This is a genomic window from Blautia sp. CAG:257, assembly GCF_000433815.1.
Classification (GTDB): Bacteria; Bacillota; Clostridia; order Lachnospirales; family Lachnospiraceae; genus Blautia_A; species Blautia_A caecimuris.
In genome coordinates this window covers 23,035-36,929 of the sequence record NZ_HF999079.1, presented here as the reverse complement: position 1 = coordinate 36,929, position 13,895 = coordinate 23,035, and the positions used below count along the sequence as shown (strand labels likewise).

The window sequence follows — 13,895 nt, the reverse complement described above, 5'->3', positions numbered from 1 at the left end:
TAACGCGGCATCAGGAGAATACATACTGCCAACCAGCAACAGCGAATATCTTACAGAAGAAACACTGAGGGGCAAGGCTCTTACAAAAGAACAGCTGGGGCTGGCGAGAAATGAAATTTTTGCCAGACATGGAAGGATGTTTGATACGGCAGAAATACAGCAGTATTTTGATTCCAGATCCTGGTATGTTCCAAAGTATGCGCCGGCAGAGTTTGACGCAATGGGAGACGGTATTTTTAACGAATATGAAAAATACAATATGGAGTCAATTAAGGCTCTTGAGGACAAGCTTGGCTGACGGCTCAGCCTGCGGATCTTCCTTTTGTTTACGGCGATCTGGTCAAAATGCTGTGTGAACAGCGGCCAGCCTGTTTCGATGAATATCTCAGCCGGTAATTTTTTGGTGAAAACAGTCCGGGAAGATGTTATAATGAAAAATGATTCTAACTGTTCGCAGGTTACTGGGAATGGCGTGAGAAATAATAAATGATTTCAACCCGGAATCAGTTTATTGATGAAAGGAAAAAAGGAGAACAGCAATGGATGTTCGTGAATTTCAGGAAAAACTTAAAAAAATGCAGGAACTGGCCAAAGAGCAGGGCGGAAGTCTCAGGGCAGAGCAGATCAGAGAAGAATTCTCAGGAAGTGATCTGAACAGCAGTCAGCTTGTGAACGTGCTTAAATATCTTACCGGACAGGGAATCCTGATAGAGGGAATTGAGACAGAGACAGAGGGCTCAGACGCTCAGGAGGAAGTACGCCGGGTTCCTCTGACACAGGAAGAGGAGGCTTATCTGAAAGAATATCTGGAAAGCCTTCCCGGAGAAGAGGACTTTCCGGAAAGCGGGCGGCTTTTTGAAGAACTTAGAAGCGGAAGCGCAGACGCCGTACAGAGCCTTGCTGCCTGCTATATGCGTGCGGCAGCAAGGCTTGCTGTGGAAATGAATACAGAGGATATCTTTATCGGGGATCTGATCCAGGAGGCCAATGTAAGCCTTGTACAGGCTCTTGGCGCTGCCGGAGAGATTCTGCGCAGTGAGGAATGGCTTCTGGAACAGATCCGTGAGGGAATCCGTAAGGCCTGCAAGGAGCAGAGCCAGAGAAAATTTGAGGATGACAGTCTGGTGGCCAGGGTGGAGAAGCTGGAAAGCGCTGTGAGAGAGCTTTCTGAGGATGAAGAAGACGGAGAAAGCGCATTCAGTGTGGGAGAGCTTGCAGTGATCCTGGACATGGATGTAGAGGAAATCCGTGATACGCTCCGGCTTACAGGAGACGACAAGTGATGGGCTATTATGATTTACACGGCATTATTTTTCAGGATGTTTTAGAGTAGAAGAAACATGACGGAATTTCGGAGGCTATACAACATGCTTCAGGTCACTGTCCCGTGAGGCACTTAGGCATGTATATTCCAAAATCCCGGGACATACAGGGCAAAACGCCATCACCAAAGATGGTCCGGGATGCATTTTTACCAGGCTGCTGTGAAAGGCGGCAGCTTTATATGCCTGTGGGCAGCAGGTTGTAATCAGGTGTCATTTATGGTAGAATAATCGGAACGGGAGGTGTTTTTATGCAAATCAGAGAATCGGCGGAGGATTATCTGGAAGCGATTTTAAGGCTGTCCCAAAAGGGCGGAGGAGTAAGATCTGTGGACATTGCCACAATGCTGTCAGTGTCAAAGCCAAGCGTAAGTCACGCTATGAAGCTTCTCAGAGAAGACGGTTACATTGCTATGGACCGTTATGGAACCGTGACTCTTCTGGACAAAGGCGCAGAGATTGCCAACAGAATCTATGAACGTCATACAGTTCTCACAACAATGCTGGAGAGCCTGGGAGTTCCTTCAGAGATCGCCAGAGCTGACGCATGTAAAATGGAGCATGATATCAGTGATGAGAGCTTTGCAAGAATTAAAGAACGTCTGATCGAGAATGGTCAGCTGGATTAAATAAAACATCCGGAGCAGTTTCAAAAGGAACCGTTTCGGATGTTTTATGTTAATCATACAGATTTTAAATGTTAAAGAAAAAAGTAATCAGGATGGGCACAAAAAAGGAACAGAGAATTCCATTAAGAACAGCCAGAACCACAGTTTCCTCATTTGTGTATTTCAAAAGTACAGGAAGGGTGGTATCCTCGCTGGTGGCTGCGGCCGGTGCGATACAGGTGTAATTATTGAGCCTGGAGGCAATAATGGGAATCAGGAAAAAAGAGAAAAATTCTCTCATAAGATTGCTCATAAAGGCAATACTTCCCAGTTCCGCGCCTCCCAGACGGCTGATGGTAACTCCTGCAAGACTGTACCATCCCATTCCGCTTGCCACAGCAGCGCCTTCTGCCGGAGAAATACCCAGGATCACGGCGCAGATCAGCCCTCCGATGATAGAGCCCACAGTAATGCCCAGGGGGATAATAAGGATCTTCAGATGATACTGACGTATTTTTTTAAGGATGCCGTTGTGCATTCCGATGCTGATTCCAACAGAAAACATCAGTATGTATAAAACCATATCTGAGTGCCGGCTTAAAAAGCTGACAGGCGCGGGATCAAAACCGGACAGACCACAGAAAAGTCCCAGTACCAGGGCCAGCAGTGTAAATAAAACGATCATTTGTCTTCTCCTTCTGAATCTGAGTGTTTGTTTTCCATAAAGCGTTTTGTCAGTATGTAGACAAGAATAATGGAAACCAGAGTGGGGATCAGAAAGAACAGGAAGCTTTTCAGTCCCAGAGAGGACAGTTCACTGAGAAAGTTTTCTTTTTGGCCAAGCATAACCCCCATGGAAAAAATAAGAAGAAGGGTGCAGAGCATGGCAAGACGTTCATTCCATTTTTTAATTCTTCCTGTCATGAGAAAACGTCCGATCAGGATTCCTGCACCCATGACAATAAAAATTTTCATAACAGTTTCTCCTTTTAGGTCATATAAAAGACATTATATCATTTGCAGAATTCCTTTACAATGGGGAGTTTACGCAAAAAAACAGCACAGGCTTATGATAAATATTCAAAGCCTGTGCTGTTGTCATCCTGATGTCATATTCTGACTGGGATTTTATGTGCCGCAGCGAAAGAAGCAGTTATCTGAACTGTGTCTGAGGCATATTCTGTGTTTTGTACGGTACCCGGTGGTTCTTTTATAAGAACACATATTTCAGGATAAAGAGAACCGTAAGAACATACATCAGTACGCTGATCTTCTTTTCCTTTGCTTTTCCGCTTATAAGATTGATCACAACGTAAGAGATAACGCCCATTGCGATACCTTCGGAAATACTGTACATAAACGGCATTGCAATGATCGCAATAAAGCATGGGATCGCTTCCGTGTAATCATTAAAATCAATTTTGGTAATGGATGTGAGCATCAAAAATCCTACCACGATCAGAGCCGGAGCCGTTGCAAAGGACGGAATAGCCAGGAAGATCGGCGACAGGAACAGAGACAGTCCAAACAGGATGGCTGCCACAATGGCAGTCAGACCGGTGCGTCCGCCTTCCGCTACACCGGAAGCGCTTTCTACAAAAGTAGTAACAGTAGAAGTACCGCAAACTGCGCCTACAGATGTTCCCACTGCATCAGAGAGAAGAGCGCCCTTAATCTTCGGAAGTTTGCCGTCTTTGTCAAGCATATCGGCTTTGGAAGCCACACCAATGAGGGTTCCAAGAGTATCAAACATATCTACAAACAGGAATGCAAACATGATGACAACAAAGTCAAGACTGAACACAATGGAAAAGTCCATTTTCATAAAGGTCGGCGCCATGCTGGGAACGCTGATTCCGTTGGAGAAATCAGGGAGAAGGCTGAAGAAGCCAAGCTCCGGATTTGGTACATACAGTCCAACGAACTGACAGATGATTCCAAGTCCCCAGGTGATGAGAATACCCCACAGGATACTTCCCTTAATATTTTTTACCAGAAGGATGGCTGTAACTAAAATACCGATAAGAGCCAGTAAAACAGTGATTCCCATGCTGTTAAAGGTTCCGTCTTTTACAGCGCTTTTAAAGGAAAATACACTTACCAGAGTAGAGTCGTTGTTTACAACGATTTTTGCATTCTGCAGACCGATAAATGCAATAAACAAACCGATTCCCACGGAAACCGCATGTTTCAGGTTCATGGGAATGGAGTTGAAGATTGCCTCACGTACATTGGTCAGAGACAGAAGGATAAAGATCAGACCTTCTACAAATACTGCGGCCAGAGCTTGCTGCCAGCTGTAACCCATACCAAGGACAACGGTGTACGCGAAATATGCGTTTAATCCCATGCCCGGCGCCAGAACAAACGGGTAATTGGACAACAGTGCCATAAGGCAGGTTGCAATAAACGCAGACAGCGCAGTTGCTGTAAACACAGCGCCTCTGTCCATTCCGGAGGCCTCCAGAATGTTAGGGTTTACTGCCAGAATGTACGCCATTGTCATAAATGTGGTGACGCCGGCAATGACCTCGGTCCGTACATCTGTTTTGTTTTCCTTCAGGTGAAAGAGTTTTTCGAGTTTCATAATGCTACCCCCTTTTTATTAAAATATTGCTAAAATATTTCCGTACCGGAAACATATTTGCCAGTAACACAGCGGGCGTCAGCCAGATAAGTAAGCCGCTCCAGACGTTCCCGTACTGTCAGAGACTGCGGATGCGGGAAATACGTGTCGTCAAGGATAACGGCGTCAAATTCATAACCCTCAAGAAAACTTCCGGTTTTGCCGAAGAATTCTCCGCCTCCCATTGTCCCCATATAAAATGCTTCTTCAAAGGTAAGAGGCTTCCTGTTGCTATCTATATACCTCCAGTGAAGCTTTGATACCTGAATTGAATCAGCAACAGCTCTCAGCATGGAAAGAGAATGACCTCCTGCAATATCGGTACCAAGTCCGGTATGAATGCCCTGTTCAAGATAAAGCTTTACAGGGGCAATGCCTGATGAAAGGTTGGTGTTGGACTGAGGACAGTGCGCAACGTATACGCCCTGTTCTTTCATAAGCTGTATTTCCTCCTCCGGACAGTAAACACAGTGTGCCATAATGGTAGGGCAGTCTTTTCCGCCAAAGAGATCAAACTGCCGGTAAGCATCTCCGTAAAAGCTGCTTTCCGGGCAAAGCTCCTGTACCCAGGAAACCTCGCCGGGATTCTCAGACAGATGAGACTGTACAGGGAGTTTATAGTGTTTCTGGATTTCAGCCAGCTTTTTCATCAGCTCATCTGAGCAGGACGGGATAAATCGCGGTGTCAGAATGGGTTTTACATTCTGATATTTTCCTGTGCAGGAATCAAGCCAGCGGATTGTGTCGGCTGCGGAGATTTCAGCGCTTTTTTCCTGCAGTGTGTCCGGGCCGTTGCGGTCCATATTTACCTTTCCTACAAAGGTCTTCAGTCCGGTTTTTTCCAGAAGCTCCATAAGAATATCCGTTGCTTCCACGTGGAGAGTGCCGAAGATACAGGCTCTTGTGGTTTCACTTTTTTTCAGATCCTCAGCAAAAATGGAGTAGGCCTTCCGGGCATATTCCTGATCGGAATATTTGGATTCCTCAGGAAAGGTCACAGAGTTCAGCCAGTCCAGAAGCTCCAGATCCATTCCCATTCCCCGGAAGCTGTACTGGGGAGCATGAAGATGAAGGTCTGCAAATCCCGGGACGATCAGACTGTCTCCTGCATCTCTTACCGGGATTCCCTGGAATTTTTCCGGGAGGGAGGAAAATACTCCGGCACATTTTCCGTTTTCGCAGACAACATAGGCATGTTCTCCGGAGACAAGAGTGTTTTTGTCTGTGCTGAAGCAGACATTTCCTTTTAGTGCAAAAGAAGAATTCTGTTTCATATGGTTTACCTTCCTTTCTTCTTTGCAGCCAGGGCGGTTTTGAGCAAAAAAATTCCAACTACCTTTTTCGGATACCCTGAATAAGACTTATAGGCAACTATTACGGTAGTTGGTAGAAACGTCCAACCGATTATGGACTTATATAAGCTGCTGCAAATACCTTTATTTATATGCTTTATATTATATATGGAAAAGAATTTTCTGTCAATTAAAAACAAACAATTTAAACTATCGGAAATGCAGAAAATCACAGCTGAAATTTGTGCAAAATGTTTAAGAAGAAAATTAAAGAATTTCTCTGGCAAGAAAAACATATCCGTGATAGAATGTGTCGTATCGGAAATACCGACAGGTCCGGGAAAGCTCCGGACAGGATACATGAGACCAGTCAGAAAAAAGAACCTGGATGGAGGGATATTTTGGAATTTAAAAAAGAAAACATGAAAAACTGTATGTATCTGATTCTTTTTACAGTGCTTTTATATGTGGGTCTGCAGAATCTGGATGTTGTACTTGATTTTCTGATGAGGATTATCGGCCTGTTTTTTCCGTTTATAGCAGGCGGCGGAATTGCATTTGTATTAAACGTTCCCATGCAGTTTATTGAAAGAAACATATTCGGCAGAGGAAAACGGAAGGATTCAAAGATCGTCCGTAAGATTGCCAGACCGGTAAGCCTGGTGCTTGCCATACTGATAGCTGTTTTTGTGATCTTTATTGTTGGAAACGTAGTGATCCCTGAACTGGGCCGGACAGCAATGAGTCTGGGAAGAAACATTGAGTGGGGAATCACAAATATTACGGTATGGATCGATGAGAATTTCAAACAGGATTCTGCTATTTCCGAGTGGGCGAACTCCCTTGAGATAGAGCCTCAGAAAATGCTGGATTCTGTTATGACAGGGCTTCAGAGAGGCGTCAACAATATTCTTTCTTCCACAGTGACGGTAACTCTTGGAATTGTAAATACAGCTATGAACTTTGGTATTGGATTTGTTTTTGCCTGTTATGTGCTTCTCCAGAAAGAAAAACTGATGATCCAGACAAAAAAAGCTCTTTATGCGCTGTTTCCGAAAAAAGCGGTAAAATATGTGCTTCATGTATGTTCTCTGGCAAGTGATATTTTTTCCGGATTTGTTACAGGACAGTGCATTGAGGCTGTGATTCTGGGAACCATGTTCTTTGTGACAATGACCATATTCCGGTTCCCGTATGCAATGCTGGTAGGTGTTCTGATTGCATTTACAGCCTTGATTCCTGTTTTTGGTGCGTTTATCGGATGTGCAGTGAGCTTTATCCTGATTTTTCTGATAAGTCCTGTACAGGCGCTGCTGTTTCTGATTTTGTTCTTTGTGCTTCAGCAGATTGAGGGAAATCTGATCTATCCTCATGTTGTTGGAGGCTCCGTGGGACTTCCTTCTGTGTGGGTGCTGATGGCAGTTACCATAGGCGGAAGTCTTATGGGAGTTGTGGGCATGCTGATATTTATCCCGCTGGTGTCAGTGCTTTATGCTCTGTTCCGTGAGTGGATATACAAAAGACTGAAAACCAGAAATATACAGATAAAAGACTGATTTTCTGAATACAAAAAATAAGGACTGCTGTCAGCAGAAGCCTGTGGATATGTTCCGGGGCTTTGCTGTCAGCAGTCTTTTCGTTTTGATTATTTATTGTTTTTGTTCTGTTCCACTTCCAGAAGCTTCATGGCACGAACTTTCAGCGGAAGTCCGAAAAGAGTGATAAAGCCGTCTGCGTCATGGTGATCGTACATGTCTCCTGTGGTAAAGGAAGCAAGAGACTCATTGTAAAGGCTGTATGGAGAAGTAGTTCCTGCTTTGATGATATTTCCTTTGTAAAGCTTCAGTTTTACTTCGCCTGTCACATATTTCTGAGTGGATTCTACAAATGCCTGGATCGCTTCACGAAGAGGGGTGAACCATTTGCCCTCGTAAACAACCTGTGCAAACTGGCTTCCCAGTTTCTTTTTGGCTTCCATAGTATCGCGGTCAAGAGTCAGCTCCTCAAGCTGGTCATGAGCTGCCATAAGGATGGTTCCGCCGGGAGTCTCATAAACGCCGCGGGATTTCATACCTACTACACGGTTTTCCACAATATCAACGATTCCGATTCCGTTTTCTCCGCCCAGACGGTTCAGCTCAGTAATGATCTCAGATACTTTCATTGCTTTGCCGTTCAGAGTTTTCGGAATACCTTCTTCAAAGGTCATGGTGATCTCAGTTTCTTTGTCAGGAGCCATCTGAGGGGTTACGCTTAATACAAGCATGTCGTCATAGTTAGGTGCCTGGGAAGGATCCTCCAGCTCAAGGCCTTCATGGCTGATATGCCATAAGTTACGGTCGCGGCTGTAGCTGTGGCGTGCGTCAAAGGGAAGATTGATTCCGTGTGCCTGACAGTAAGCCAGCTCATCCTCACGGGACTGCATGGTCCATACGTCGGTCATACGCCATGGAGCAATGATCTTGATGTCAGGAGCAAGGGCTTTGATTCCAAGTTCAAAACGGATCTGGTCATTGCCTTTTCCGGTAGCGCCGTGGCAGATAGCCACAGCATTTTCTTTACGTGCGATCTCAACCAGCTTTTTGGCGATTGCCGGACGTGCCATAGAGGTTCCAAGAAGATACTGGTGCTCATATACAGCGCCTGCCTCTACACATGGCATAATATATTCGTCGCAGAATTCATCAACAATATCTTCAATATATAATTTGGAAGCTCCGGAAAGTTTGGCTCTCTCGTCCAGTCCGTCCAGTTCGTTTCCCTGTCCGCAGTTAATGCAGCAGCAGACAACATCGTAATTAAAGGTTTCTTTCAGCCACGGAATCAGCGCTGTGGTATCAAGACCGCCAGAGTATGCCAGAACAACTTTTTCTTTCATAATAGATCCTCCTGTTTATTTATCCTTTAAAATTATTGTTCAATAAGTTTTTTTGCTTTAGCCCGGAAGCTGTACGTTTCCGGGAACAATGGATAATATACAACAAATTTTATAAATATGCAATACCTAAAATGAAAAAAGTTTAAAAAGATTTCCGGGAACACCTAATATAATTATAGGTAACAATCAAAATATATAAAGGAAAACAGAAAAAAACAACAGGTATTGTGAAAAATAATTATTGCATATTATGCACGATAGATGTATAATCTTATCATCATCACAGAAACGGCATAAATATACATCCGGGAAGAAATGCCGGATGAAAAAAGGAGGAGAACCTATTATGATAAAAGCAGGAATTATCGGAGCGACCGGCTATGCGGGAAATGAGCTGGCAAGACTTTTACTGGGACATAAAGAAACAGAAGTGGTATGGTATGGCTCCAGAAGCTATATTGATAAGGAATATGCAGGAATTTATCAGAACTTTTTTAAGCTGGTGGATGCAAAATGCATGGATGATAATATGGAAGCTCTGGCAGACGAAGTGGATGTGATTTTTACGGCAACCCCTCAGGGGCTTTGCGCTTCTCTTGTAAATGAAGGGATTCTTTCCAGGGCGAAGGTGATCGACCTCAGCGCGGATTTTCGTATTAAGGATGTAAAGAAATATGAGGAGTGGTATGGGATCCAGCACAAAGCGCCTCAGTTTATCGAGGAAGCCGTGTACGGGCTCTGTGAGATCAACCGGGAAGATATTAAGAAGGCAAGACTGATCGCCAATCCGGGATGCTATCCTACCTGTTCCACACTTTCCATTTACCCTCTTCTGAAAGAAGGGCTTATTGATCCCTCTACCATTATCATTGATGCAAAATCCGGAACCTCAGGCGCCGGAAGAGGGGCTAAGGTGGATAATCTTTTCTGTGAGGTAAACGAAAATATCAAGGCGTACGGCGTTGCGTCTCACAGACATACGCCGGAGATCGAGGATCAGCTTGGCTATGCCTGCGGTGAAGAGGTGATTCTGAATTTTACCCCTCACCTGATCCCAATGAACAGAGGAATCCTTATTACAGCCTATGCGTCTCTGAAAAAAGAGGTCTCTTATGAGGAAGTGAAGGCAGCTTATGACAAATATTATGAAAAAGAACAGTTTGTCCGGGTACTTGATAAGGACGTATGTCCCCAGACAAAGTGGGTGGAAGGAAGCAACTTTGTGGATGTAAACTTTAAGATTGATCCCCGTACAAACAGGATCATTATGATGGGAGCAATGGATAATCTGGTAAAAGGCGCTGCAGGTCAGGCTGTTCAGAACATGAACCTGATGTTTGGTTTTGATGAGGCAGAGGGACTTCGTCAGATCCCTATGGTACCGTAATACAAAATATAACGATGAGGTACTGCAGATACAGTATGTGACAGAATACGGAGAGACTCTGAAACCCGAAGAACAGAGATTATTCCGAAGCAGGAAAAAGGAGGAGAACACGATTATGAACATCATTACAGGCGGCGTAACAGCGGCAAAAGGATTTCAGGCAGCTTCGGCGGCTGCCGGGATCAAATATCAGGGAAGAACTGATATGGCAATGGTATACAGTGAGGTTCCCTGTAAGGCAGCAGGAACCTTTACCACCAATATCGTTAAGGCGGCTCCGGTAAAATGGGATCAGGATATTGTGTATAATCAGCCGGAGGCTCAGGTGATCATCTGCAACAGCGGGATCGCCAATGCATGTACGGGAAAAGAAGGCTTTGAATGTTGCAGGGAAACTGCTCTGGCAGCAGCAAAAACCCTTAAAGTGGATCCGGACAGCGTACTTGTGGCTTCCACAGGTGTCATCGGAATGCAGCTTCCGGTTCAGAAGCTTGCAGCCGGCGTAGAGGCTATGGCGCCGGAGCTTGACGGAGGCCTGGAAGCAGGAAATCAGGCTGCGAAAGCTATTATGACAACAGACACCGTAGAAAAAGAGGCGGCAGTTCAGGTTGAGATCGGCGGAAAAACAGTGACAGTAGGTGGCATGTGCAAGGGTTCCGGAATGATCCACCCCAATATGTGCACCATGCTTGGATTTGTCACAACAGATGTGAATATTTCCAAAGAGCTTCTCCAGGAGGCTTTAAGTCAGGATGTAAAAGATACTTACAACATGGTTTCTGTAGACGGTGATACTTCAACCAACGACACGGTTCTCCTTCTGGCAAACGGTATGGCAGGGAATCCGGAGATCACAGAAAAAAATGAAGATTATCGGGCTTTCTGCCAGGCCCTTAATTATGTAAATACTCAGCTTGCCAAAAAGATCGCAGGAGACGGCGAAGGTGCCACCGCTCTTTTTGAAGTGAAGATCATCGGGGCAGAAAGTAAAGAGCAGGCAGTTACTTTAAGTAAATCAGTGGTGACTTCCTCACTTACAAAGGCGGCGATTTACGGCCATGATGCCAACTGGGGCCGTATTCTCTGCGCTATGGGATATTCCGGCGCCCAGTTTGATCCGGAAAAGGTGGATCTGTATTTTGAGAGCAGAGCCGGAAAGATTAAGATCATTGAGAATGGTGTTTCCACAGGTTACAGTGAGGAGGAGGCAACTAAAATTCTTTCTGAGGATGCGGTAACAGCCATTGCAGACATTAAAATGGGAGACTGTACGGCAACTGCCTGGGGCTGTGATCTTACTTATGATTATGTGAAGATCAATGCGGACTACCGTTCCTGATCTCGGGAGATGAAACATATAAAGGATAAAGACTTTGACGGATATTCAGATCTGTCAGAGAAATGGCCGGTTATGGATGGCTGTATCACAGTGGCTGGGAAACGGATCAGAAGGAAGAAGAGAAAAAAGGAAATCGAGGAGGAAAAGAAATGGTAAAACAGAAATATCTGGACAAGGCAGAGGTGCTGATCGAGGCGCTTCCTTATATCCAGCGTTTTAATCGGAAAATTGTGGTGATCAAATACGGCGGAAGCGCCATGTTGGATCAGGAGCTGAAAGCAAACGTAATTAAAGACGCGGTTCTTTTGAAGCTGGTAGGATTTAAGCCGATCATTGTACATGGCGGCGGCAAGGAGATCAGCCGCTGGGTAAATAAAGTGGGAATGGAGCCAAGATTTGTAAACGGACTTCGTGTGACAGACAAAGATACCATGGAAATCGCAGAAATGGTTCTTGCAAAAGTAAATAAAGAGCTGGTTACGCTTGTAGAATCTCTGGGAGTGGAGGCTGTTGGAATCAGCGGCAAGGACGGAGGACTTCTGAAGTGTACAAAGAAGCTGTCAAATGGCGAGGACATTGGATATGTAGGCGAGATCCAGCAGGTAAACCCGAGGATTCTCCATGAGCTTCTGGAGCAGGATTTCCTGCCGATCATTTTTCCGGTGGGATATGATGACAATTATGATTCCTATAATATTAACGCAGATGACGCAGCCTGCGCCATTGCCGAGGCTGTCCATGCGGAAAAGCTTGCTTTTCTTTCTGATATTGAGGGAGTTTACAAGGATCAGAATGATCCGGAAAGTCTGATTTCCGAGCTGCATATTCACGAGGCGGAAAAGCTGATCTCAGACGGCTATGTAGGCGGAGGAATGATCCCCAAGCTGAAAAACTGCATTGACGCCATTGAACACGGAGTAAACCGGGTGCATATTCTGGACGGCAGGATTCCTCACAGCCTTCTTCTGGAGATCTTTACAAATAAAGGAATCGGAACAGCTATTTTAAGAGAGGACGGCGAAAAATATTATGATGAGCATGCATGAACAGATGGAGCAGGCAGAAAAAAGTATTCTTCATACCTATAACCGATTTCCGGTTATGTTTGACCACGGGGAAGGCTGCCGGCTTTATGATACAGACGGAAAAAAATATCTTGATTTTGCAGCAGGGATCGCAGTAAACGCTCTGGGATATCATTATCCCGGCTATGATGAGGCGCTGAAAGCGCAGATCGACAAACTGCTTCATATTTCAAACCTTTATTATAATGAGCCTATGAGCGAGGCAGGAGAAAAGCTTGTAAAAGCCAGCGGCATGAGCAGGGCGTTTTTTACAAACAGCGGTACAGAATCCATAGAGGGAGCGCTGAAGGCTGCCCGGAAATACTCCTGCACGAAGTATAACGGGGAGAGATATGAGATCATTGCCATGAACCATTCCTTCCACGGAAGGAGCATGGGAGCTCTTTCTGTTACCGGGACCGCTCATTACCGGGAACCCTTTGAGCCACTGATCGGCGGCGTGAAATTTGCGGATTTTAATGATCTGGAAAGTGTAAAATCCCAGATCACAGACAAAACCTGCGCCATTCTCACAGAGGTGGTTCAGGGGGAAGGCGGAATTTATCCGGCAGATCCGGGATTTTTGCAGGGGTTGAGAGCTCTTTGCGATGAAAAAGACCTGATTTTGATTTTTGACGAGATACAGTGCGGTATGGGACGTACGGGAACATATTTTGCATGGCAGGATTACGGTGTAAAGCCGGATATTATGACCTGCGCCAAGGCTCTGGGCTGCGGTGTTCCGGTAGGCGCTTTTGTTCTGGGAGAAAAAGCGGCGGCAGCGTCTCTGGAACCTGGAGATCATGGAACCACCTATGGAGGAAATCCCTTTGTGTGCGCAGCAGTGAGCAAGGTGTTTGATATTTTTGAGAAAGATCATATTCTGGAGCATGTCCGTGAGCTGACTCCGTATCTGGAGGAAAAACTGGACGCTCTTGTGGATAAATATGAAATTATCTCCCGGAGACGTGGAAAAGGATTTATGCAGGGACTTGTGATACAGGGTATTTCCGTGGGGACGATTGTAAGTAAGGCTCTGGAAAACGGACTTTTGGTGATTTCAGCAGGAAGCGATGTACTGAGACTGGTTCCGCCTCTTGTGATCACAAAAGAAGATATTGATGAAATGATTGAAAAACTGGAAAAAAGCCTGGCGTAATGCCGGGCTTTTCTCAAATGCAGTTTTAAATGCGGATGAAATATTTTTATTCATAAAGGCGCAGATCTATGATACAATGAAGGGCATGATACAGGAAATCAGGGCAGGAATGCTCTGGAAGTAAAAGCTACTGATTACAGGTCACTGTCCTGCAGGGTGCCCTGGCATGTATATGCCCAAATCCCGGGACATGCAGAGAAAAATGATGAACTGGCAGAAT

General features: G+C 45.1%; 14 protein-coding genes and 1 riboswitch. Of the genes, 9 read left to right on the top strand and 5 right to left on the bottom strand.

Annotated elements, in window-relative coordinates; genetic code table 11:
- The 3 genes from QVP40_RS09735 to QVP40_RS09725 form a co-directional block, all read left to right on the top strand.
- Positions 1-298, top strand: a 298-nt coding sequence (locus tag QVP40_RS09735; protein ID WP_288200456.1) for a YARHG domain-containing protein, incomplete at its 5' end; no start/stop codon positions are given.
- A 241-nt stretch (positions 299-539) separates the two neighbouring features.
- Positions 540-1,283, top strand: a complete 744-nt coding sequence (locus QVP40_RS09730; protein ID WP_022068252.1) for an RNA polymerase sigma factor region1.1 domain-containing protein — start codon at positions 540-542, stop codon at positions 1,281-1,283.
- A gap of 290 nt (positions 1,284-1,573) precedes the next feature.
- The gene (locus QVP40_RS09725; protein WP_022068251.1) at positions 1,574-1,951 is read left to right on the top strand and encodes a metal-dependent transcriptional regulator; all 378 of its coding nucleotides are present in this window, start codon (positions 1,574-1,576) and stop codon (positions 1,949-1,951) included.
- Positions 1,952-2,015: 64 nt separating this feature from the next.
- On the opposite strand, the gene QVP40_RS09720 is transcribed toward QVP40_RS09725, so the two are convergent.
- The 4 genes from QVP40_RS09720 to QVP40_RS09705 form a co-directional block, all read right to left on the bottom strand.
- Entirely contained in the window at positions 2,016-2,615 is a 600-nt protein-coding gene (locus QVP40_RS09720) for a lysine exporter LysO family protein (protein WP_022068250.1), read from the bottom strand.
- Positions 2,612-2,905, bottom strand: coding sequence for a LysO family transporter (locus QVP40_RS09715; protein ID WP_022068249.1), 294 nt, complete (start codon positions 2,903-2,905; stop codon positions 2,612-2,614). The genes QVP40_RS09720 and QVP40_RS09715 overlap by 4 nt, the downstream gene beginning before the upstream one ends.
- Positions 2,906-3,140: 235 nt before the next feature.
- Complete coding sequence (locus tag QVP40_RS09710; protein ID WP_022068248.1) at positions 3,141-4,517, bottom strand: NCS2 family permease; 1,377 nt, start codon at positions 4,515-4,517, stop codon at positions 3,141-3,143.
- 29 nt (positions 4,518-4,546) lie between these two features.
- The gene (locus QVP40_RS09705; RefSeq protein ID WP_022068247.1) at positions 4,547-5,830 is read right to left on the bottom strand and encodes an amidohydrolase family protein; all 1,284 of its coding nucleotides are present in this window, start codon (positions 5,828-5,830) and stop codon (positions 4,547-4,549) included.
- A 70-nt stretch (positions 5,831-5,900) separates the two neighbouring features.
- A riboswitch (purine riboswitch) is annotated at positions 5,901-5,996 on the bottom strand.
- Positions 5,997-6,249: 253 nt separating this feature from the next.
- Between QVP40_RS09705 and QVP40_RS09700 the strand changes: the two genes are divergently transcribed.
- Positions 6,250-7,404, top strand: coding sequence for an AI-2E family transporter (locus QVP40_RS09700; protein ID WP_022068246.1), 1,155 nt, complete (start codon positions 6,250-6,252; stop codon positions 7,402-7,404).
- Positions 7,405-7,493: 89 nt separating this feature from the next.
- On the opposite strand, the gene QVP40_RS09695 is transcribed toward QVP40_RS09700, so the two are convergent.
- Entirely contained in the window at positions 7,494-8,726 is a 1,233-nt protein-coding gene (locus tag QVP40_RS09695; RefSeq protein WP_022068245.1) for an argininosuccinate synthase, read from the bottom strand.
- Between the two features lie 346 nt (positions 8,727-9,072).
- Here QVP40_RS09695 and argC point away from each other — a divergent pair, with 346 nt between their 5' ends.
- From argC to QVP40_RS09670, 5 genes are all read left to right on the top strand, one after another.
- On the top strand, positions 9,073-10,113 hold the full coding sequence (gene argC, locus QVP40_RS09690; RefSeq protein WP_022068244.1) for an N-acetyl-gamma-glutamyl-phosphate reductase: 1,041 nt from the start codon (positions 9,073-9,075) through the stop codon (positions 10,111-10,113).
- Positions 10,114-10,228: 115 nt separating this feature from the next.
- A complete protein-coding gene (gene argJ, locus QVP40_RS09685) occupies positions 10,229-11,452 on the top strand; it encodes a bifunctional glutamate N-acetyltransferase/amino-acid acetyltransferase ArgJ (RefSeq protein WP_022068243.1) in 1,224 nt (407 codons plus the stop codon).
- A gap of 149 nt (positions 11,453-11,601) precedes the next feature.
- On the top strand, positions 11,602-12,498 hold the full coding sequence (gene argB, locus QVP40_RS09680; RefSeq protein ID WP_022068242.1) for an acetylglutamate kinase: 897 nt from the start codon (positions 11,602-11,604) through the stop codon (positions 12,496-12,498).
- The gene (locus tag QVP40_RS09675) at positions 12,485-13,675 is read left to right on the top strand and encodes an aspartate aminotransferase family protein (RefSeq protein ID WP_138270386.1); all 1,191 of its coding nucleotides are present in this window, start codon (positions 12,485-12,487) and stop codon (positions 13,673-13,675) included. The genes argB and QVP40_RS09675 overlap by 14 nt, the downstream gene beginning before the upstream one ends.
- Positions 13,647-13,799, top strand: coding sequence for a hypothetical protein (locus QVP40_RS09670; RefSeq protein ID WP_288200455.1), 153 nt, complete (start codon positions 13,647-13,649; stop codon positions 13,797-13,799). The genes QVP40_RS09675 and QVP40_RS09670 overlap by 29 nt, the downstream gene beginning before the upstream one ends.
- The last annotated feature ends 96 nt before the right edge of the window (positions 13,800-13,895 follow it).